The 20,831-nt window shown below is 62.2% G+C and carries 20 protein-coding genes; 11 read left to right on the plus strand and 9 right to left on the minus strand.

All coding sequences use genetic code 11. The features are described 5' to 3' along the window. Positions 1–19: 19 nt before the first annotated feature. The 4 genes from LD110_RS19715 to LD110_RS19730 form a co-directional block, all read right to left on the minus strand. Entirely contained in the window at positions 20–2,137 is a 2,118-nt protein-coding gene (locus LD110_RS19715; RefSeq protein ID WP_225501390.1) for a hypothetical protein, read from the minus strand. Between the two features lie 180 nt (positions 2,138–2,317). Further along, entirely contained in the window at positions 2,318–3,640 is a 1,323-nt protein-coding gene (locus LD110_RS19720) for a glycosyltransferase family 2 protein (protein ID WP_225501393.1), read from the minus strand. A gap of 1 nt (position 3,641) precedes the next feature. Further along, positions 3,642–4,634 (minus strand): glycosyltransferase family 2 protein, encoded by a 993-nt coding sequence (locus LD110_RS19725; protein ID WP_225501395.1) that lies wholly within the window; start codon positions 4,632–4,634, stop codon positions 3,642–3,644. 1 nt (position 4,635) lies between these two features. Next, positions 4,636–5,484: a glycosyltransferase family 2 protein gene (locus LD110_RS19730; RefSeq protein ID WP_225501397.1), complete on the minus strand. Its 849-nt coding sequence runs from the start codon at positions 5,482–5,484 to the stop codon at positions 4,636–4,638. Between the two features lie 444 nt (positions 5,485–5,928). On the opposite strand from LD110_RS19730, the gene LD110_RS19735 reads away from it, so the two are divergent. Beyond that, complete coding sequence (locus tag LD110_RS19735) at positions 5,929–8,157, plus strand: PKD domain-containing protein (RefSeq protein WP_225501400.1); 2,229 nt, start codon at positions 5,929–5,931, stop codon at positions 8,155–8,157. Positions 8,158–8,366: 209 nt separating this feature from the next. Further along, the gene (locus tag LD110_RS19740) at positions 8,367–8,864 is read left to right on the plus strand and encodes a sensor histidine kinase (RefSeq protein WP_225501403.1); all 498 of its coding nucleotides are present in this window, start codon (positions 8,367–8,369) and stop codon (positions 8,862–8,864) included. Between the two features lie 35 nt (positions 8,865–8,899). Here LD110_RS19740 and LD110_RS19745 read toward each other — a convergent pair whose 3' ends face one another. After that, positions 8,900–9,835 (minus strand): hypothetical protein, encoded by a 936-nt coding sequence (locus LD110_RS19745; RefSeq protein WP_225501405.1) that lies wholly within the window; start codon positions 9,833–9,835, stop codon positions 8,900–8,902. A gap of 538 nt (positions 9,836–10,373) precedes the next feature. Here LD110_RS19745 and LD110_RS19750 point away from each other — a divergent pair. The 5 genes from LD110_RS19750 to LD110_RS19770 all read left to right on the plus strand — a co-directional run bounded on the left by LD110_RS19750 (position 10,374) and on the right by LD110_RS19770 (position 14,569). Beyond that, complete coding sequence (locus LD110_RS19750) at positions 10,374–11,216, plus strand: hypothetical protein (protein ID WP_225501406.1); 843 nt, start codon at positions 10,374–10,376, stop codon at positions 11,214–11,216. Positions 11,217–11,492: 276 nt separating this feature from the next. Next, the gene (locus tag LD110_RS19755; RefSeq protein ID WP_225501408.1) at positions 11,493–12,602 is read left to right on the plus strand and encodes an AvrD family protein; all 1,110 of its coding nucleotides are present in this window, start codon (positions 11,493–11,495) and stop codon (positions 12,600–12,602) included. Continuing rightward, the gene (locus LD110_RS19760) at positions 12,599–13,591 is read left to right on the plus strand and encodes a beta-ketoacyl-ACP synthase III (protein WP_225501410.1); all 993 of its coding nucleotides are present in this window, start codon (positions 12,599–12,601) and stop codon (positions 13,589–13,591) included. Before LD110_RS19755 ends, LD110_RS19760 begins: the two co-directional genes overlap by 4 nt. A 90-nt stretch (positions 13,592–13,681) precedes the next feature. Next, positions 13,682–13,927 (plus strand): phosphopantetheine-binding protein, encoded by a 246-nt coding sequence (locus tag LD110_RS19765; RefSeq protein WP_225501412.1) that lies wholly within the window; start codon positions 13,682–13,684, stop codon positions 13,925–13,927. 33 nt (positions 13,928–13,960) lie between these two features. Continuing rightward, a complete protein-coding gene (locus LD110_RS19770; RefSeq protein ID WP_225501414.1) occupies positions 13,961–14,569 on the plus strand; it encodes a flavodoxin family protein in 609 nt (202 codons plus the stop codon). A gap of 187 nt (positions 14,570–14,756) precedes the next feature. On the opposite strand, the gene LD110_RS19775 is transcribed toward LD110_RS19770, so the two are convergent. The 3 genes from LD110_RS19775 to LD110_RS19785 are packed head-to-tail and all read right to left on the minus strand — an operon-like array spanning position 14,757 to position 16,698. Continuing rightward, entirely contained in the window at positions 14,757–15,413 is a 657-nt protein-coding gene (locus LD110_RS19775) for an alpha/beta fold hydrolase (RefSeq protein ID WP_225501416.1), read from the minus strand. Between the two features lie 12 nt (positions 15,414–15,425). After that, complete coding sequence (locus LD110_RS19780; RefSeq protein ID WP_225501418.1) at positions 15,426–15,833, minus strand: helix-turn-helix domain-containing protein; 408 nt, start codon at positions 15,831–15,833, stop codon at positions 15,426–15,428. Positions 15,834–15,888: 55 nt separating this feature from the next. Further along, complete coding sequence (locus LD110_RS19785; protein ID WP_225501421.1) at positions 15,889–16,698, minus strand: HAD family phosphatase; 810 nt, start codon at positions 16,696–16,698, stop codon at positions 15,889–15,891. 184 nt (positions 16,699–16,882) lie between these two features. Here LD110_RS19785 and LD110_RS19790 point away from each other — a divergent pair, with 184 nt between their 5' ends. The 3 genes from LD110_RS19790 to LD110_RS19800 all read left to right on the plus strand — a co-directional run bounded on the left by LD110_RS19790 (position 16,883) and on the right by LD110_RS19800 (position 19,267). Next, positions 16,883–17,560, plus strand: coding sequence for an FMN-dependent NADH-azoreductase (locus LD110_RS19790; RefSeq protein ID WP_225501423.1), 678 nt, complete (start codon positions 16,883–16,885; stop codon positions 17,558–17,560). Positions 17,561–17,571: 11 nt separating this feature from the next. Continuing rightward, positions 17,572–18,276, plus strand: coding sequence for an AAA family ATPase (locus LD110_RS19795; protein WP_225501425.1), 705 nt, complete (start codon positions 17,572–17,574; stop codon positions 18,274–18,276). Between the two features lie 91 nt (positions 18,277–18,367). Continuing rightward, complete coding sequence (locus LD110_RS19800) at positions 18,368–19,267, plus strand: helix-turn-helix transcriptional regulator (RefSeq protein WP_225501427.1); 900 nt, start codon at positions 18,368–18,370, stop codon at positions 19,265–19,267. Positions 19,268–19,270: 3 nt separating this feature from the next. Here the strand turns inward: LD110_RS19800 and LD110_RS19805 are convergent, their stop codons facing one another. Then, a complete protein-coding gene (locus LD110_RS19805) occupies positions 19,271–19,849 on the minus strand; it encodes a type 1 glutamine amidotransferase domain-containing protein (RefSeq protein ID WP_225501430.1) in 579 nt (192 codons plus the stop codon). Positions 19,850–20,120: 271 nt separating this feature from the next. Between LD110_RS19805 and LD110_RS19810 the strand changes: the two genes are divergently transcribed. Continuing rightward, positions 20,121–20,606 (plus strand): sensor histidine kinase, encoded by a 486-nt coding sequence (locus tag LD110_RS19810; RefSeq protein ID WP_225501432.1) that lies wholly within the window; start codon positions 20,121–20,123, stop codon positions 20,604–20,606. The last annotated feature ends 225 nt before the right edge of the window (positions 20,607–20,831 follow it).

The raw sequence follows: 20,831 nt of genomic DNA on the forward strand, positions 1-20,831 counted from the left end.
TTTTCAGCCTCCGACTGTTCTATCCGGCTGTCGAGATCTGGTAAATGCGGACGGCTTTGTTGTCAAAGACTTTGGCAACATTGCTGCCGCCCGCCAACGAATTTTCAAGGCTCGTTAGGGTTCCGGGCGGGAACAATTTACGTTCGGCCGCATTTCTTGCCTGCCTGTCCGACATCACCACATAAATGGTGTCCGTGCCGCGTATCTTTCTGGCGAACCGCAGGACGTCATTGACGGTGGGATTGCCGTTGGAATTCTTGAGGGAACCGGACAATGATGTGATTGATTCAAACTCAAGATAGTTCGGGTAATTCGGTCCAATCAGCAATGGGAAGAAGTAATTCGTCTCGAATATCAGGTCACCGGGCTTCACCCGGTTGTCCAGCCAATCGCCGGCCGTGGCCTCCTCTACGGAAATGCGGTTTCCGGCTTCCGGCTGGAAATAGATCGCCACGAACAGCGCCCCCATGAGCACTAGGGAAACGCTGGCAGCCACCACAGCCCTCCACTTGCGAATCGGCCCCGACCAGAACAGCCAGGCGACGCCGATTGACAGCCAGGGCAGCGCAAACAGGTAGACCCGGAAGCGACCTTCGCCCCCATAGGACTGACCGATAAGGCCAAGCACAGGAGCCACCGCCATCCACGCGACCAGGAGCGTGGTGCGAATTTCGCCCCGAACCATGCGGCGCGCAAAGCCACATATCGCCAACAGCGCCGTAAGCACGGAGAGCACCTGGGTTCCGCGGGCCTGCAGGAGATCGACCTGTGTCAATTGCGAAGATTGCGGCGGGCTGATGCTGGCGTTGGACAGGACATCGAAGCCGCTAAAGAGCCCATATTTGGATTCAACGTAGTCGAAGTTCGGCAACAGATAGGCCAGCGCGATCACAAAAAGGGCAGGCCCCAGCCACTTGGGCCGGAAGTAACCCAACACAAAGAGCGGGAACAATCCCAGCACCGCCAGATAGGGCGTCAGCTGGTGGCTTGTGGCAACCACTGCCTGGAGCAGCAGGATCACAACGATCGCCGGAATCCTGGGCACACTGTGCTCACGATGGTCAGTGAGGTCGTCCACCACGTGCAGACGGCGCCTTCGCAGCCGCCGTTCGATTGCCACCACCCACTTGACGGGGGTGCCGCGGAGGAACGTGAGGGCGATCAGGCACATGCTGAGGTAGAGGGTGAAGGAGAAGGCCTGCGGCGAGTAATAGTTCTGGTTCACCCAGTTGGTCAGGGCGAAGACCAGCGCAGCCGTCCAATACACACGCGGATTCTTGGAAAGGACCCGCGCAATGGCCAGTACCACCACCACGTCGACAAGCGCATAAGATATCTCTGCCCACCGCGCATAGGCCAAGGCATCCCGGTACCCGCTTGTTTCGCCAAGGAAGGCGCTCAGGGAGAAGAACCCGGGCCAGCGGTTGTAGATGTCGATTGATGGATCAACGTGGCCTGCCGCACCAATGAAGTCGGTGACCGCGATGTGCTTGTAAGTCCAGGGCAGCCGGGGAACCTCTGACAGAATGCTCGCAGATCCGTAGAGCATCACTACCAGCGACCCCACTGAGGCACTCAATAGCGGCCTGCTGGCCACCCTCTTTCCTGCCACTCCCCAAATGCACAGGATGAGTGTCAGGCATACGCCCACATACCAAATAAGGGGGAACCGTTCCAAGAGACCCAGTTCGCCAAGGTTGGTAGCGTCCGTCAGGAAAAGCCCGCCAGCCCACAGCCCAACGGCAACGGCCAGGACCCCCCAGGACAACACGCCGGGAAGGTTGCGCGGGCCAAAGCGCATGGCGGAGCCGCCCGCGGTGGCTGGCTCCCGGCGTCGTTGGTTAACCGGGATGAAAACGGTGCACGCCGAGCCTGCCAGCACCGTGACGGCCGCAGCCGGCCGCGGCTGCCAAAAAGCGGTCCAGGCCATGGCCAGCGCAAGGACAGTGTAGATTCCTGCACTCGTAACAGCCGTCCAGACGAGTCGGGCGGCCGGGTCGGATTCAGGAAGCATTCGGATAACTGCCCATCCCGGAACGACAAGGCAGACAACCAGTTTGAAAATCGACAGGCCTGGAGCGCTGATGTCCAGGAAGATGAGGGCCGCAGCCACAACACCGGCCGCGGCAAGCGCCATTTCCCGTTTCTTGTACAGTGGCAGGGCGTGCAGCCGCTTCGGGAAGCGTGGCTCCCTCGTTGGGCCTTCCTTACTAACCGTTAGAACCATATCCGTGAGACCTCGTTGTTCCTGATTCCGGTCAGCTGTGGAGCGTCGCACGCCGGGACCTGTGGATGGGTCGATGGCCCTGAGCTGCGTTCATGTGCCCACGCTCTTCCCCATCGAACGTTGGAGCAGGTAGTTGAACGGTCCCCTGGCAACCGAGATCAGTTCCAGCCTGAGGACTTTCGCTAACTGCCGATCCCAATCGGCAGACACTGGGGCCTGACCTTCGGGAACCCTGCCCGGCTTGCGTCGGGCATTGCTGACAAAGTGCCGGACGGCGTACGGGCTCCTGGCCAGTGCCATCCACGCTGTGCGGGGGTTGAGGAGGATCTTGGTGAGCCAAGCCCCCAGGCCCGTCCCGTAGCTGCGTGCCTGCAAACGCAACTCGTCAATATCGCCGCGGTGGCGGTGCCACACAATGGCGGAAGGCTGCATCACCAGTGAACGTCCGGAAAGGACCACACGGGTGAACATGTCTATGTCTTCACCGCCACCTGTGCGGGTTCCCACCCCGAGGGCAGTATCGAAACCGCCAAGGGCGAGCGCGGCCCGCCGGTCAAGCGCGAAATTGGCCCCCGTGCCGTATTCACCCACGCAGAAAGGAAAACGCGGCAGGTTCTCCGGCGGTTCTGCGAGGGAATAAACCCTCGGAACCAGGCTCTTGGACCAGCTGACGCGGTCGTCGAAGTAGCGCTGGACGGGCGAGCGCATCTCGCCGGCCGGCACAAGCCCCGTAACGCAGGCCGCGGCCGGTACGCGCTGAAAGGCCGCAGCAATCTCGCGAAGCCAGTCCCGGTCCACGATGACGTCGTCGTCGGTGAAGGCCACGATGTCGCCCCGCGCGTGGCTGAGTCCCGTGTTCCGGGCCTGCGCCAGACCAGGCACGGGTTCCGACACCAGGGTCACTCGCGAATCCTGAAACTCCTGGTGGACCATGTCCCTTGTTTCGCTGGTGCGGGCGGCATTGTCCACCACAAGGACATCAAATCCGGGATAGTCAAGACGGAGTATGGCCGCGAGGGAACCGCGAAGCTGGTCCGACCTGTCCCGTGTGCACACCACCACCGTGATCCACGGGGTGTCCCGCATCACGGACTGCGGAAGCGCTGCCGGAAGCGACGCTGCCGAGATTTCGAGGGTCCGTCGGTCCACCACGCCGTCCACGGCGTCGACATCCACGAAGCCGCGCAGGGAACCATCCTCACGGACCAGCAGCCATGCACGCCTATATCCTTCGGAATTCTGCAGTCTCAGGTGCGTGTGGCCGGCGAGCGCGCGCAGGTCGATCGTCCCGATCCACCGGGCACCGGGCCACTCAGCCGGTTCGGTGCTATCCATGGCCGGGTACAGGACAAGTGCCTCGTCCTGTGGGCGCTCCCGTGGTGTGGGAGGCAGATCGCCCGCGCGCTCGCCCACGTTAGACCTCGCTCCAGCGGGCGGGTTCGACGACGATTGACTGGCGGGGTGCCGGTTCGTGGGCGAGTTGCCGCCCCCGAACATAGCCAACCGAAGTGGCCGCGAGGACGGCTACGACGGCGGCAGCCCGGCCGAGGCCTGCCGGCCTGCCATGCAGGAGGCAGTCACCCAGCCCGGACATCACGGCCCGGGGCAACACCCGGCGAACGTAGCGTCGTTCTGGGCCCAGGGCGCGCTTCTGCCCGACGATGTTGCTCACCAAGGCCTTTGAGATTCCCTCGGACCAGGACCGCGACATCATGTACTTCACCGTCCCCCTGCTGGCGGGTACATGGTGGTGAACAAGGGCGGCTGGTTCGTAGACAACGCGTGATCCTGGCGATCCGATCGTGGAGCGGATGCAGATCTCAGTTTCTTCACAGCCAAGCGGGATAGTGCCTTGGCGTCCGAGGGAAACGTTAAAGCCACCCACCTGTTGCAGGACGGAAAGCCGGAAGGACATGTTGGCGCCAATGAGATTCCGCACTTCGGAGGCGATCCTGGGCATTCCACGGTGGCTGCAACCAACAATCCAGTCCAGCTCATCACCAAAATACGCCGGGCGTCCGGCCTCCCACACCGGAACAACACGCCCGCCCACGGCCAATACGTCCGGATCGTCATAAAGGACGGCGAGTTTCTCGAGCCAATCGGGAGCCGCCTCGGCGTCATCGTCAAGGAAGGCCACAACCTCGGAAGTCACCAGGCCTACGCCCGTGTTCCGGGCGCCGGACAATCCCTTGGGCTCCACACTTTCCACAATGGTCGCGTCCCGGACTACGTCGATAAGCCGCTTGTACAGCTCGGGGTTATGGTCCACCACAATCAAGAGTTGCTGCGGACGGTAGTGCTGCGTCTGGACGGACTCAATAACCCTCATCATTAGGTCCCACCGGGCCATCGTGTACGAACAGATGACCACGGAGACCGAGGGATAAGCTGATTGATTGTGCATGCTAATTTCCTTCGACTCGGGGCAGCAAGCTCGGCTGGGGAACCAGGCTGGGCTGGGGCCCGAGTGCAGTCTGCGCCAAGAGGCTGAGCGGGTCGGTGGGGGTGCGCGGGAAATTGATGTTGGGGTAGGTGTATTTCACCCGACGCAGGGCTTCGGGCCTGGCCCCGGCCGTTGGAGCTTCCCAGAATGTGCACTCGCGGGCCATGGTCCGCAGGACACGCCAGCCATCGCGGAATGTCCTGAGGTTGGATGCGCCGGAAATACGGCCCAGCTCTATGCTTGGAACCTCGGCGATGCGAAGGCCGGCCCTGGCGGCCCGCACAATGAGCTCCGTTTCTATCTCAAAGCCATCGGACTTGAGTTCAAGGACTTCCAGGCACTCCCTGCGGAAGGCGATGTAGCCATAGCAAAGATCGGAGTAATTGCTGTGCAGGACGGTATTGGCCAATTGGGTCAGTGCCCGATTGCCGAAACTGCGCAGGAAAGTCAGGTCTTCTGATCCGCCGCCGGTGACATAGCGCGAGCCCTTGACGAAGTCATAGTCATGCTGGAGGGGCGAAACAAACCAGCCGATTTCACGCGGATCCATGCTTCCGTCAGCGTCCAGCATCACGATGATGTCGCCTGAGGCGGCGGCAAATCCGGCCCGCAGGGCTACACCCTTTCCTTTGCGCGGCTCAGCCACAACAACGACGTCAACACGCACCTGCCGGGCGACGTCTACCGTGTGGTCTTTTGACCGTCCATCAACAATGACTACTTCATCCACATACGACGGCATGCGGCGGAGTACCCAGGGCAGGTTCATTTCTTCGTTCAGCGTGGGAATAACCACGCTCACAGAAGCCATGGATGAAACATCCTGTTCCGGAAATGACCGCGGAACCTGATTGGCAATTGTCACAAGCCTCACCACTTCATGACATTGCGGGCCCACCCAGAAAACCCGCTTTTCGCTCTGAATAAATAAAAGGGCAGAGTTGGAGAGACAAATTCCTGCTGCACGTCCGCAACACTCATTCTGCTGTCTCTACTCTGTCCCTGCAGTTGAGCGTATGATGCGTGGCAAACGGGTGTCACGAGTAGCCCATACGCGTTTTTCCATAGTTCCCGCCGCCCGGTACTCAGGTACGAGAACCATGGTTCTACTTGTGTACCCGTCTTTCGCCACACCAAAAACACCAGTCACACGCATTACCGGAACCCATTGTCGCTAGTGCCCAATAAGGCTATGCTCACGCGCATCCGGAATGGCTGCCGTTGCTTTCTGGCTGACGAATAGCAGGCGATTTATATGAATAAACCCCTCCGGCGGACCGTGCATTTAATTGAGGCTGGAATTCTTGTTGCCGCGGCCCTCATAGGCATGCCCGCCGCGGCTACCGCCGATCCCAACTACGGCACTCAAAGCATCAGTTACGCAGGGCCAAACAATCCCAACCAGCCGCCCACCGCGGATAAGCCGCAGAGCAAGCTGTGGTTCAACGATGGTTCCTGGTGGGCAGACATGTGGACCCAGGGAAGAGGCTGGACCATTTACCGCCTGGATCGTGGATCGGCCGCCTGGATCGACACCGGGGTGCTGATAGACACCCGGAACACCACCTCGGCGGACACTTTGTGGGACGGGACGCACCTTTACATCGCTACGCACGTGGTGGCTCCGTCGTCAAAAGAGAATCCCGTTCCTTCGTACTCAGGCCAGCCGGCAAAGCTGTTCCGCTATAGCTACGCGAACGGGAACTACACATTGGATCCAGGTTTTCCGGCCACGATTTCGAATAACACGACCGAATCCCTGACGATCGACGAAGACTCCACCGGAGCCATCTGGGCAACCTGGACGCAGGTGGGAAGCTCAGCCACGAACTACACCACTACGGTTTACGTGAACTACTCAGCACCGGGGGGCAGCAACTGGGCCACGCCATTCGTGCTTCCGGTGTCTAATCCAAATCCCACGCCGGACGATATTTCCGCGATCGTAGCCTTTGGCAGCAACAAGATCGGTGTCATGTGGAGCGACCAGGCGGCCGGCGCGGTGTGGTGGGCCATGCACACGGACACCACCGATCCCACGGCTGCATCCTCATGGAACGTGCGACCTGCAATCCAGGGCAAGAAGCAGGCGGACGACCACTTGAATATCAAGACCCTCTTGTCCGACCCGTCCGGCAAGGTGTACGCCGCAGTTAAGACCAGCCTGAACGAAACGACCGGTCAACCGGACCTTCCCCAGGAATTGCTCCTTATATTCCGCCCCGGCACCGGTTCCTTCACGTCGTCAACGATCGCCACGACGGGCGATTGTGTATCGCGGCCCCAGGTTCTGCTGGACACCCAGAACAACCTGGTCCGTGTCTTCCACACAGCCCCTTCTACATCAGTCACCGGCTGCGCCTTCTCCGGCATGGCCGGGAGCATCTACGAGAAGACGGCGTCCATGGACAACCCGGTCTTTGATGCTGGACGGGGTACGCCGGTGATCCAGGACGGTTCGTCGGCCAACATCAATAACGTGACTACCACTAAGCAGCCCGTGAATGCCGCGACCGGCGTCGTTGTCCTCGCGACGGACCACGTGACCAAGCGCTACTGGTTCTCCGACCGCAGCCTCGCGCCGGTCGTTCCGGTGCCTGTTGCCTCATTCACCGCTACACCCGATACCGGCGCAGCGCCACTGCCCGTCACCTTCGCTGATACGTCAGCCGGCCAACCGACGTCGTGGTCTTGGAACTTCGGTGACGGCGCCACATCAACCGTCCAGAACCCGAGCCACACCTATGCCAGCGCCGGCAGCTACCTGGTAACGCTAACGGCTACAAACAGCAGCGGTTCCAGCGCAAGCTCAGGCACGATTACCGTCAACCCGCCGCCGCCTCACCAGGAAGTGGTGGTCGTAGCTTCCTCCGTGACGTCGTCCTCCACGGCCGTGGGCACGGTGACCGTGCCGGCACCCGCTGGATTAGCTGCCGGTGACGTGCTGGTCGCCTCGATCACCACGGACCTCAACCCGAGCATGGCCTCGGTGCCCGTTGATTGGGTACCGATCGTGAATGCCCTGTCCATCAACAGCTCCGCAAGCGGCGGCGCACGGGTCTTCTCGTACTACCACGTAGTCGGCGCCGCCGATCCGGCCAGCTACAGCTGGACCCTTAGCTTGAATACCAAATGGGGAGCCGGCATTACGGCCTACCGGGGCGTCGACAACACCTCGCCCCTGGACACAGGTGTGGTGACTGCGGTCAACACAACGTACTCAGCAACCAGCATCACAGTCGGTAGCATCACCACAGTCACCAACGGAGCCCTGCTGATCGGCGGCCTAGGCTTCGACGCCGCCACGCCTGGAGCCACTCCGCCCAGCGGCTGGACCGAGCGTTGGGAGTCAACAGGCGGCCAGATCGCTGAGCTCGCCGACGTAGTTCAAGCGACTGCGGGTGCCAGCGGAACCGCAACGTGGACCTTCAGCTCAGCCAAGGCTGTGGGGGTATGGCGGACAGCGCTCAGGCCAGCGAGCTAGGACTACCCATACCCAAAAAGCCGGATCCCCCGAATCAGGGGAATCCGGCTTTTGTCGTTAAGAACTTGGCCAAAACTGATGGGAACTTGAGGGAAAGATGAGTGGACCCTGATGGAGCAGGTCCACCCTTAATCAAAAGCACCCAGGCCGGACCCAGACCTCCCTAGGCGACAGAAAGAACAAGGGACTGCAAGGAAGCAGGAAGGGCCATGTACCAAGCACCAGCGTTGGACGAAGTCACCGCCATCGGTGGGGTCATCACGGATCGCAAGCCGGTCGACTTTCACGCCCTGGGACTCGCAGGCTGCATCGACCGCCTGACGGCTCCGCTGAGGCGGGAGGGGACCGAGGTGCACTGGGAAACCCCGCACCACGGATTGGAAGTCTCCTCCGGCTGCGCGGCGCTCCTGTACGAGGCCGCAAGGGAAGCGCTCAGCAACGCCTTCAAGTATGCACACGCAAAGGACGTCACGGTCCGCCTCGCCGCCGTGTACCACGGCATCCGGATGGCTGTCCTAGACAATGGGGACGGCTTCAACAAAGAAGCGCTTGCCACGAACGCCAACCCCATCCCCGCCGGGGAACCACACCATGGATACGGACTGCGTCTTATGGCCGTAGCCGTCCAGGGTGCCGGCGGCACTGTGGTTGTAGATTCCAGCCCTGGCCACGGCACTGCCGTTACCGTCACCCTCCCCCTGGAGTGACATTTCGGCAGTGCCGTGACCAGGGCATGGACTCCCTAACGGGCTCCGACCACCACCACTTCAAACGTGGTGGACCCAGGCTGGAAGAACTTGGCATTCACAACGGCGAGGGTGTCACCAAACAGGGCCGCCGTCGTCGGGGTTTTGAAGAGCTCGCTGGTGATGACTCCCGTCAAGGAGCCGGAGGCCTGGCCTCCGCTCAGGGTCACCTTACTGACCTGGTTGAGCATGTTCTGCACCGCCCAGAGCTGGTTGCCCTGCACCACAATGCCGTCGACGGCGGGAACGTTGACTCCCGCGATCACCGCACTGTCCCCGGTAACCGTGTCAACGGTGTAAAGGGCGGCATTACCCGTGTGCGCCACGATCAGTCCAGCGCCGGACGGGGTGGATACGATGCCGTTGAGGTTGAACTGCGACGATGTGTCCGCCGCGGGTCCGTGGAGCGTGAGTGTCCGGACCGTGCCCAGTTCGCCGTGCTGGCCGACGGGCACCAGGTAGAGTTCGCCGACTGCCGAGTTGGTGAACCAGGCGCCTTCGCGGGTCAGCGTGACGTCGTTGATAAAGGCCGGACCTGTGGTCAGCTGGAAGGAAGCCACTGGTTCGCCGGTGACCGTGTTGTACACATACGCCTGGCCCGTTGGGCCGCCGGCAACGAACAAGAGTCCATTGCGGACGTCGGCCGTCATGCCGACGGCGACCCGGCCGGCCGGGGCCTCGATAAACACCGACGCCGTTCCTTGCCGGACGTCGCCGCGGTAGATGTTTCCGTTGCTGAGGTCGCCAGCGTAGAACGTTGTGCCATCCCCCGCCGCGATGCCTTCTGCGCCTCCGGCGCCCGGCAGCGGAATGATGTAGTCGGCAGCCGGGGCGGCAGACGCCGTCGAAATCGGACCAGCCAACATGGCCAGCGCGACGGCGACGAGCGCACGCGACAGAACGCTGGCAAAAGAGTTGCTTGAGTGACGCATGATGCTCCCTGAGTTGGGCTTCTGGCGGAGCGGGCCGCCATCTGCGGGAGCTCCGCACGATTGTGCTGTCAGTGTAGGCAAGGGATCCGCGGCAAGCCAGAGGTCACGGCGGGCCTGGCCTCCAAAAGAAAGCCGCGGACGGATGACCGTGGTTTCGGCACACCCTTGTCCCCACCCCTACTTTGTGCCCGCGCACTTCACGCGTGCTGCAGAAAGAGTAGGCGTCTGAGATGCGCCGAAACCCGAGTAATTGGTACCCGTTTTGGCAGCCAATCTCCTAGCGTCCTACGCGTTTTGGTACTCGGGAGAGCGTGTCTCACACGGGTATGTGTCGGTGTGTCGCGGCCAGATTGGAGACGTGTGACCCAATTCACGTTACTCTAGGGTACGTTGTCGGTCTCTAGCAGCAGGGAAGACTCATGGCCTTTTGTGCCCTCATGCCTCCAAGCTCCATGCCGCGATCCGGGGCACACCAATGATGCGCCTTTTCAGCCGCCGAAGCGCAGAGTCCCAGGAACCGGACCCCTTTCTTCCCGTATTGTCAGCAGGGCAGGCCGCCACTTTGCGCAAGCTCTCCATCGCTTCGCTATCACGACTCGGTTACAGCGCCACCGCCGACCACGCCGTCATCAACGTGGGCAACGGCAAAGAGGTCCAGCTCGAAAGCCTCTCACGGATGGTCGCCCTGGCGCCTGAGCGGCAATGGAAACCGCTGGTTCGGGCGCACTTCGCTGCCGTGGACTTGGCCCTCCGTGCACCGCGCATCCAGGACCTGCCGCCAAGCACTGTGCTGGGCTACGTTCGCGCCAAGGTATGCGAGCCCGCTGCCTTCGGCGAAGCAGCTGGGAACTTCAGCTACGGCCTGGACCAGTCCGGACTGAAGGTACTGGCCGTGATGGACGGCAGCCACAGCCTCCTGTACCTCACGGACCAAGACATGGAGCGGCTGGGCCACGACGCCGTGTGGTCGGCTGCCATCGGTAACTTCTTTAACCTGGGTGTCGGCGTTCCGGAGCAGCTGGAGGGGAGGAACGGTGCCTTCTTCTGCGTGGAAGCGGACCACTCGTTCCAATCAACGTGGTTGGCCTTTCCGGATGAGTTGTTCGAGCGGCTCGGATTTACGGTGGGGGTCCAAGGTGCACTCCTCACCGCACCAGCCTCCAGCATCATCAATATCCACATCATTGGCGAAGGCACCACCGCTGGTGACCTGGACTTCCTCCTAGGCGCCAGCAGCGTGCAGTACAACAACCATCCGGCTCCGTTCAGTCCACATGTCTACTGGTGGGATGGTTTCGCCGTGCATCAAATCAGCAGCCTCAAGGACGGCGGTGTAGGCCTGCGCCTGCCGGAAATGCTGGAAGCTGCCCTCAACCGCTAACTCCCCAGCCCACGCCGCTAACCCGCTGCCACGGCCACCCTCGCGTGGTCACATGTGGAAAATTCGTCGCTGCCCGTCGTCGCTGCCCGTCGCTGCCCGTCGCTGCCCGTCCTCGCTGTCCCGTCGCTGCGCGTCGTCGCTGCCCGTCGCTGCCCGTCGTCGCTGCCGTGCGGCCCCAGGGTGGTGCTCCCAGCACCACCATCCGGCAACACTGTTTAGCCCCCGGGTACCCGTTGGATCCTAGGATCACCGCCGACGACGAACCGAGGAACAGCCATGCCAATTGCGGCCACGTCTCTTGCCAGTGGACCTGCCATCGAGGCCTACGACTCCATCGACGACATCCTGGGCGACGGCCGCCACCGCTTCTTCAGCCAGGGTTACAAGAACACCAACCCGATGCTGAGGGGCCTCAGAGTGTCGCACACGGTGCCCGAATCCACGCTCACCGCAACCGCCAGTCTCGGGGTCCAGGGATCCTGGTCCGTCAAGGGCACGTCCGCACAAACGCCCCATTTGGGAACCACGGATGTTTTAGTCCTCGCAGCGCGAGCGGCCGAAGCGCTTCTGGCCAGCCGCTATTCCCCCGACGTCCTGCCAGCGGCCTACATACGCTCCGTCACGATCTCGGGTGGCAGCCAACCGGTGGAAGACTCGCTGGCCGACCTCCCGTGCACGGCTTCCCTTCAAACCGTCACGAATCCTGATGCGGACAGCCTGGGGCTATCCTTCCTGCGTTGCTCGGTGGCCTCCATGTCGGCCGAGTTGGAGCTTGTCCACGGAGTGACGGAATTGGGGCTCGCCTCCGTGCAGAGCCCCTCTGAGGACGCGTTGGTGGGCGACGCCGGCACCCGCCTTTACGGCAAGCTGTGGACCCAGCGGCAAGTCAGCCTGCTGGACGTAGCCGTCAATCCCGACGATGGGACTGTGGGCGCACGGGTCACAGTCCGTCAGCACCCAGGCACAAGCGGCGAGTCACCCCTGCCACACGGCGAGTTCAACCTGCCACAAGGCGAGCGCAACGGCCTGGAGGCCGCCTACCCAAAGGCGATGTCCGCCGTCGAGCACTTCGTGGCCGCACTGCAACTAGGCCAGGTGCTCCTCTACAGGCTCGACGCCATGAGCCGGGCAAAGAGCAACACGCTGTGGATGCGGAAGACGCGCATCTCGCTGCAACAGGCCGGCCCGACGGCGGTCGACGGGACGGGCGCCGGATCCCACCTTGACGTACGGTTGCGGAGGAGCCGCCTGATTGCGAAGGACGGCGAAACCTGGCGAGTCGCCGACGTTGTGGGAAAGTTCGACGGCGGTGAAGTGGTGTGCAGCGTCGCCCACCAATTGCCGGACGATGTTGTGGGCGCCCATGCCGCGGGAGCCCAGCGATGAGCGGCCGCGTCGCAGTGGTCCGGGGGTTGGGCGGCGCCCTCCCGGAAAAGGTTGTCACCAACGAATACCTCTCGTCGATCATGGACACGTCCGACGAATGGATCCGCCGCCGCACGGGAATCGGAGAGCGGAGGCATTCCGACGATTCGGAAAACACCAGCGTCCTCGCAACAACGGCTGCCGTCCGGGCCTTGGAGTCAGCCGGCATTGAGCTGGGCTCCGCCAGTTCGACGGCCGTCGGGCTCCTGATCGTCGCTACCTCGACGCCGGACAAGGTCTGTCCGGCTACGGCACCGAAGGTCGCGGCCAACCTTGGGCTGAACGGTATTGCGGCCTTTGACGTCTCAGCCGTGTGCTCCGGATTCGTCTACGCCCTGGCCACGGCTTCGTGGGCCATCGGCTCAGGTGCGGTGGATTCCGCCTTGGTGATTGGCGCGGACACTTTCACCCGCCTGTTGGATCCTACGGATCGCAGTACGGCCGTGATCTTCGGTGATGGTGCCGGCGCCGCCTACCTCACGGCCGGGACGAGGGATGAACCCGGCGCAATCCTGGCCTCAACCCTTCATTCGGATGGCGACGGAGAAGCCCTGATCCAGGTGCCCCATCAGGGTGCTTTCTTCGAGATGCAGGGCAAGGAAGTCTTCACCCAAGCCGTGTCTGCGATGTCCGACTCTGTTGAGACCGTGCTGGCCAATGTGGGATGGGCAGCCTCGGACGTTGATTCGCTCGTGGCGCACCAGGCCAACCTCCGCATCCTCAACACGGTGGCCTCGGTCACGGGAATTCCAGAGTCCAAAGCGGAGGTCCATCTGGACAGGGTGGGCAACACGTCAGCCGCATCAATTCCCCTGGCCATGACGGACGCCGGGACCAAGGGGCACAGGTCCGCGGGAGACAAAGTCATCCTCACCGCTTTTGGCGGAGGAACCACGTGGGGCGCCGTTGCCATGACGTGGCCAGAGATTTCGGTGGTCGACCCACACTAGGGCGGCATCGAAGCCTGCATGGCTACAACGGGCCCGCAGGACCACCGTGGCACCGGATACCCCGGACCACTAGTTAATAGGGGGAAGCTAATGGAAATCACCGCTCTGGACGTCATCGAGGCCATCGGATCCACCATGGACGAGCTCAGCCACATGTCTCCGGCCGACGAATTCACCGACCTCGACATCGATTCGCTCTCGCTCGTAGAAGCCGCAGTCATCCTGAGCAACAAGTTCGGCGTTCGCGTGGATGAATTCGAACTCGCAGAGGCAGGAACGGCCGCCACAGCCGCCAGCATGCTCACAAAGAAGCTGGAACTCGAACCCGCCCTCTAGACCCACAACCAAACATTTCAGGGAGGAACCTTTATGACCATTCCGACGATTGCAGTTCTTTACTACTCCGGCTCCGGGCACACCAAGGTCCTGGCAGACGCCGTGACAGGTGCAGCTGAATCTGCGGGCGCCACCACCGCTCTCCTGCGCGTTGACGAACTGACCGAGGGTGCCTGGGACTTCATCGACTCCGCCGACGCCATCATCTTCGGAGCGCCCACCTACATGGGCACGGCTCCGGCGGCATTCCACGCTTTCGCAGAGAAGACCGCCAGCCGCTGGGCTGTCCAGAAATGGCACAACAAGCTTGGCGCGGGCTTCACCAATGCAGCGTGCAAAGCTGGCGACAAAAACTCCACCCTGGATTACTTCGCCACGCTGGCAGCCCAGCACGGCATGAACTGGATCAACCTCGGACTGCTCCCTGGCTGGAAGAGCACTAAGGGCACCGAAAATGACCTCAACCGATTCGGTTACTTCAACGGCGCCGCCGCCCAGACGTTCTCCGACGTCGGGCCCGAAGGAGTGCACTCCGCCGACATCGCGACGGCCGAGCACCTCGGCAAGCGAGTCGCCGAAATCGCGACAATCTTCGCGGCAGGCAAGGGCGCTCTGGAGCGTGAGCTGGTAAGCGCGAATTAGGGGAAGCAAGCTCTCGGGGCCCCTTGTGTTTGGGGGCCCCGCCCCGGCCGGGGCCCCTCGTGTTTGGGGGCCCTGCCGCGGCCGGGCCTCGTGTATGTGGGGGCCTCGCCCCGGCCTACTGCAACAGCTTGCTCTGCGAGAGATCAGGGACCCGACAAGCTACCTTCTCCCTAGACTTCCAGTTTCCTCACGAAAAACCGTCGACGCGGCCCGGAGAAAGGGTCGCTTCGACCGCATTCAACAGCAGCGGATTGCCCCGGTGGAATAGGTGGCCGTCGCCGGGCACTTCGAGGTGTCGTGGTTCGTCCCGGCACCATTCTGCCCACCGCAAACATTCCGCCGGCGGCACAACTGGGTCATCGGCGCTGTACGCAATCGTCGCGGGAACGCTGAGTTGTCCCGACGGCGGCCGGCCCGGATAAGTGGAAAGCAGCGCCAGGTCTTCGGCCAGGATCTCCGCGGCGCGCGCGGACAAGCCCCCCGCCTCCGCGGCTGCGGCGGCCATGACGCCCGGGGCCATGGCAGCAGCAGTGGCGGCAGCATCGCCGTCGTACCTTTCCAACGGCGGCCGGGCTGCTGCCAGGAAAACGTGAGCCATGCGGCCAGCGGCCTGAAGGCGAAGGGCCACCTCGAACGCAAGCAGCGCTCCCAGGCTATGCCCGTAAACGGCAAGGCGCGGCGACGGGGACGCTTCCACCGTTTCAGCCAGCAGGTCGGCAGCGTGGGACAGTGATTCGAAGTCCCTGCCCCGATAGCCAAGCTTCGTCACCGAAATGGACGGGAATCGCCACGACGCAAAGCTCGCGGTTGTTCCGCCCGCGTGGTGGAGGCAGAAAAGGTGCACGCGGGACCTGGGCTAGCTAAAGGCGAGCCGGTGGCGATCGTGCTCCAGACGGGAGGCCGCTACACCGTCCATGTTTTCCTCCGCCCATTCCTTCATGTCGAAGATGATCCGGAGCAGGGACTGGCCGCGCGGGGTGAGTTCGTAGTCTGTCCGCACTGGAACGGACACAGTGACATGTCGCAAGACGAGGCCATCGCGTTCCAAGGAGCGGAGGGTTGATGTGAGCATTTTCTGGCTTGCGCCCGGAATTCGCTTGCGAAGGTCGCTGTGGCGAAGGGGACCGTCTTCGAGGGCAAGCAACACCAGCGTCACCCATTTGCTGCTGATAGCTTCAAGGAGCTGCCTGGCAGGGCAGAGAACCAGCGAAGCATTGTAGTTCTGGCGAGCTTCGTGCCTTTTTTGTTCAGCGGTGAGAGTCATTCCCCCAGTTTCCCCATCAATTCGACTGACCGGGGCCAAGCCTAATTGGAAACAGTTACCGCTTTGAAAACTCCTGCCGCAATGCGTAGTTGACTGGCATTTGTGCCGACAAACCGCTATTGCCGATCATCAATGAATGGCCTGCCAGCCGCATGAAGGGAACGTCTGAGGCGTGGTCCCCGTAGGCGAAGCTTCCCGCCAGGTCAATGCGGTTCCGTGAGGCGTGGGCAGCAACGGCCTTGGCCTTGGCCTCGCCAACCATAGCCTCGTCAATCCCGCCTGTGTACACGCCACGTTCGGTGACTAGTTCGGCGCAAAGCAACTCCAGGGTGGGCCAGCGCCGGAGGACACGCACCAAAGCCGGAGGAAAGGACGCCGTCACAGCAACGATTCGCCGCCCAGCCCGGACATGGCCGTCGAGGAGTGCGGCTACCGGTTCGAGGAACCCCCATTCTTCTGGCGGTGTGTCCTGGGCCGGCCCGCTGACGTGGGTCGGCCCGCTGACATCAGCCGGCCCGCTGACATCAGCCGGCCCGCTGACATCAGCCGGCCCGCTGACATCAGCCGGCGCGCTGACGTGAACCGGCGCGCTGGCCGCTGCTGGGGAACTGTCCTGGAAATCAGCCCATCGCTCGCCAAGTTCTTCAAGCTCGCGGACGCTCCTCCCCCGCCACCAGCCGAAGTAGCGGGCATTCGTCTCGCTTCGGGGAACGCCATACAGCGCGTCGGAGCGCAGCTCTTGGAGGAACTCCTCGGCCTTAGCTGCGCAACCACGCTCGGCGGCGTCGAACCTAAAGAGGCCGAAGATGGTGTTGTAGGCGGTGACGGTGCCATCAATGTCGGTGTAGGCTGCGGTGCGCTGCATGAATTTCGCTTCTTCCACAGGAAGAATCCTGATCTGGGCTACAACCGGATGGGAAGGGCAGCGGGCAGGGCACTTTGAGGTGCCCTAGGCACTATAAAGTGCTCTCTTACGCCGTGGCGTGGGGCTCGGCAAGGATCGAATAGGGCATCAAAACGCCCCGAAGCGAAGCCTTGAAAGGAATCCCATGCCAACGATCCTCCACGTAAACGCCTCCCCGCGCTACGCCAACAGCGATTCCCTGCGGCTTGCCCGGCACTTCATCGATTCCGTCCAGGCCGCCGGCCCCGAGACCTTTGAGGTGGAGACGCTGAACCTGTTCGACGACGGCGCCCTCCCGGTCTTCGGCCGCACTGCCGCTGCCGCCAAGATGGCCGTGTTCTCCGGTCAGGACCAGACTCCTGAGCAGATCGCTGCCTGGGAAGCCGCTCGCGAGGTGTTCGACCAGTTCGCCGCCGCCGATGCATATGTGTTCAACATTCCGATGTGGAACAACGGCGTCCCGTACGTCCTGAAGCAGTGGATCGACATCGTGACCCAGCCGGGCTGGAGCTTCGGCTTCGACCCCGAGTCGGGCTACAAGGGCCTTATGGAGGACAAGCAGGCCCTCGCCATCCACACCAGCGGAGTTTACTACCCTGGCATTCCAGCAAACTTTGGTTCCGACTTCGGCACCACCTACTTCGCTGACTGGCTGAACTTCGTGGGCGTTGAGGACGCAACTCACATCCGTTTCGCACCTACGGTCCTGAACGCCGACGTCGAGGGCAGCCGCCAGGTTGCCGAAGCCGACCTCAGCGACGCCGCTATCGAGTTCGCCGGAAAGCTCAGCGCTGCCGGGTCGCTCCAGCTCGTCAACGACTAGGAGCACCCGCCATGCGCCTTGGCATTTCAGGAACGTACTCCTCGGGAAAGACCTTCACGTCCATGGCACTCTCCCACTACACGGGACTGCCCCGGACCAAGGCCAGGACCATGCGCGAGATCCTGCCTGAGGCCGCTCCGGGCAAAACCCTTGAAGAGTGCACGGCCGCCGAGCTGATCCAGATGATTGTCACTCGGCACGTTGAGCGCGCTGTCTACGAGGCCCGCTTGGCAGATGGTTTCGTCTCCGACGGGTCCTCCCTGCAGGAATGGATTTACGGTTCGGTCCGGGTTTCGCTCGGTTTGAACCCCACAGCATCTGCCCACTTGGAGGATGGGGAAACGGTTGAGAAGACGGCGGAACTTGCCTTCTTCGAGGACGTTATGACGAACCTAGGCAATAGTTTCAAGAAGCATGTGAAGGGTTCCTTCGACGCGTTCGTGCACCTCAAGAACGAGCTGCCGCTGTCCGCCGACGGCCACCGCCCGGTGAACGACCAGTTCCGGAGGCTTTCCGACACGATCCTGCAGCAGACGATGGATGAGCTCCACATCCCGTTCCATGTGGTGTCCGGGGCGGTCGAGGAACGGCTGGAGCAAATCGCGATGCTGTTCGGGCTCGAAGCGAAGATGTCCCCTGCAGAGGCCACCCGTTTGGCTGCGGAGGAGTACGCGCAGCTCGACGTCCGTTCCGAGAAGGAGCGCGTGCTGGCCTGACGGCCGCTGCATTCCCCGAACTCAAGAGTCCGGATTGTCCGTCCGGCCGGCCTTTTTGGCCGGCCGGACAACTTCGTCTGATGGAGACCGCATGCCTCCCGCCCTGCCCTCGTCCAACCATGCGCGCCTGGGCGAGTTCATCCGCACCCGCCGCGAACAGACTCGGCCCGAGGACGTTGGCTTGCCCGCCAGCCCCCGACGGCGCACTCCCGGACTCAGGCGGGAAGAGGTCGCCGTGCTCGCCAACGTTGGAGTGTCTTGGTACACGTGGCTTGAGCAGGGGCGCGCAATCGGAGCCTCCGAGGAGATCCTGGACGCGATCGCGGACGCATTGCGGCTCAGCCAGGAAGACAGGATCTACGTCCATCGGCTCGCCTCCGGGCGCAGGACAGCACAGAGTCCCTCCCCTGCCGTCGTCGGAATGAATGCCACACAGCCGGTGGGAGCCACCCGCCAAGAGGTGGAACGCCTTCAAGAGCTGGTCGATGCCATCGCTAATCCAAGCTACGTTGCCGATCCGTTTTGGACCGTCGTGGCCATGAATGCCGCAGCTGCTGAAACGTTCGACACGCGGGTCGGCTCAAGCTGCCTTGAACGCTTTTTCACCGATCCGAGCCTTGCAAGCAAACACGTGCACCGCGAGATGATGGCGCGCTCCATGGTGGCGCAGTTCCGCGCCCAATCCGCCAAGTTTCCGGACGATCCCCGGTTCGACAGCATGGCCCGTAAGCTCTGCGACCTCTCGGATGCGTTCCGCGGACTTTGGCTTCGGCAGGTGGTTGGAGATTCCTACCATGTTGACGTTGTGTACGACCATCCTGATCTCGGCCGGTTGAGCTTTGACCCAATGGTCCTCGCCGTGCCGCACTTGCCGCGGCTGCGCCTGTTCACCTATTTGCCCAAAAGTGGAACAGGAACCAAGGCTTCACTCCGCGGACTTGGCCGAGGCGCCCAGCCACGCGTCGAGTCAGCTTCCCGCGCAGCCGTCTAGCAGCTAGGTGGTCTGTTCTGCGTGCCTGCCTTCGGTGATCTCCTCCAGCAACTTGGCATTGAAGGCTGGCAAGTCACGGGGACTGCGGCTTGTCACTAGGCCGTTGTCCACCACCACCTCAGCGTTTGTCCATTCGGCTCCGGCGTTCCTTAGGTCCGTTTGAAGGGTGTGATAGGACGTGAGCTTCCGGCCTTTGGCAACGCCCGCATCGATAAGCAGCCATGGGCCGTGGCAGATGGAGGCAACAGGTTTGTGCTGTTCGAAAAACGCCTTCGTGAAGGCTTGCGCCCGCTTATCCACGCGGAGATGGTCAGCGTTGACCACGCCTCCAGGGATGACCAGTGCGTCAAAGTCTGATGGGTCCGCATAGTCCAGGGTCAGATCGACAGCAAATATCTCGGATTTGTCCGTCCCCGCAAAGCCCTGCACGTGCCCGCCCTTCGGCGCCACCAACACAGGCCGTCCTCCTGCGCTCATCACGGCGTTCCATGGACTGGTCAGCTCGATCTGCTCCACGCCATCCGTCAGCAGGAAAGCGACCTTTTTTCCTTCAAGGTTCCGTTCTGGTGTTACTTCCGACATGGTTCCTCCCGTGGCCACGCACCGGAGGGCGCGGACACTCCCGGCGCTCTTATGTGTCACCTACCACCCTAGAAATCCGCCACTTCATAAGCAAGCTGACGAATGCTCCCCTACTTGATTCCCGTGTGTTGCAAATCCTGAGAAAAACCTAGGGAGAAACCGGCAAAATCTGCCGGGATCCTTGAGCCAACGGGTCCACGCTTAATCCAAGCACCAAGGCGGAACCCGCCCGCCGACGAGAGCACAACATTGCAAGGAAGCAAGGCCAGCCATGAATACAGCAGTTGCTCAAGACGAGGTCATCGCAGTCAACGGCATCATCACCGACCAGCGCCACGTTGACTTTCATGCGTTGGGCCTGGCTGGCTGCATCGATCGGCTAACAGCCCCACTCCGCAGGGAAGGCACCGAGATCCATTGGGAGACGCCGCACCACGGCATCGACATCTCATCCAGCCTCGCAAAACTGCTGTACCAGTCCGCAAAAGAAGCCCTTAGCAACACCCTCAAGTACGCCCACGCACACGACGTTACGGTCCGGCTCGCCGCAACCTTCCAGGGCATGTTTCATGGGGTCCGACTGACCATCACGGACAATGGCATCGGCTTCAACCCTGGGTCTGCCTCCGTCGCCGGGACCCATGGTTATGGCTTGCGTCTTATGTCCATTGCCATACACGAAGCCGGCGGCGAGGTCTCGATCGTTTCCACCCCGGGCGATGGCACCACCATTTCGATCACCCTGCCCTTGGATTAACCACATTCCGGATGGAACCGCGAGTCGGCCAACTTGGCTGAATTCAGGACTCCGCCAACTTGGCCGAATTTCAAGACTCTGCCAACTTGGCTGAATTCAGGAGCCTGCCAACTTGGCCGAAGCCCAAGACCCTGCCAACTTCGCCGAACAGGAGCCTGCCAACTTGGCCGAAGCCCAAGACCCTGCCAACTTCGCCGAACAGGAGCCTGCCAACTTGGCCGAAGC

Source organism: Arthrobacter sp. M4 (assembly GCF_020251205.1).
Classification (GTDB): domain Bacteria; phylum Actinomycetota; class Actinomycetes; order Actinomycetales; family Micrococcaceae; genus Arthrobacter.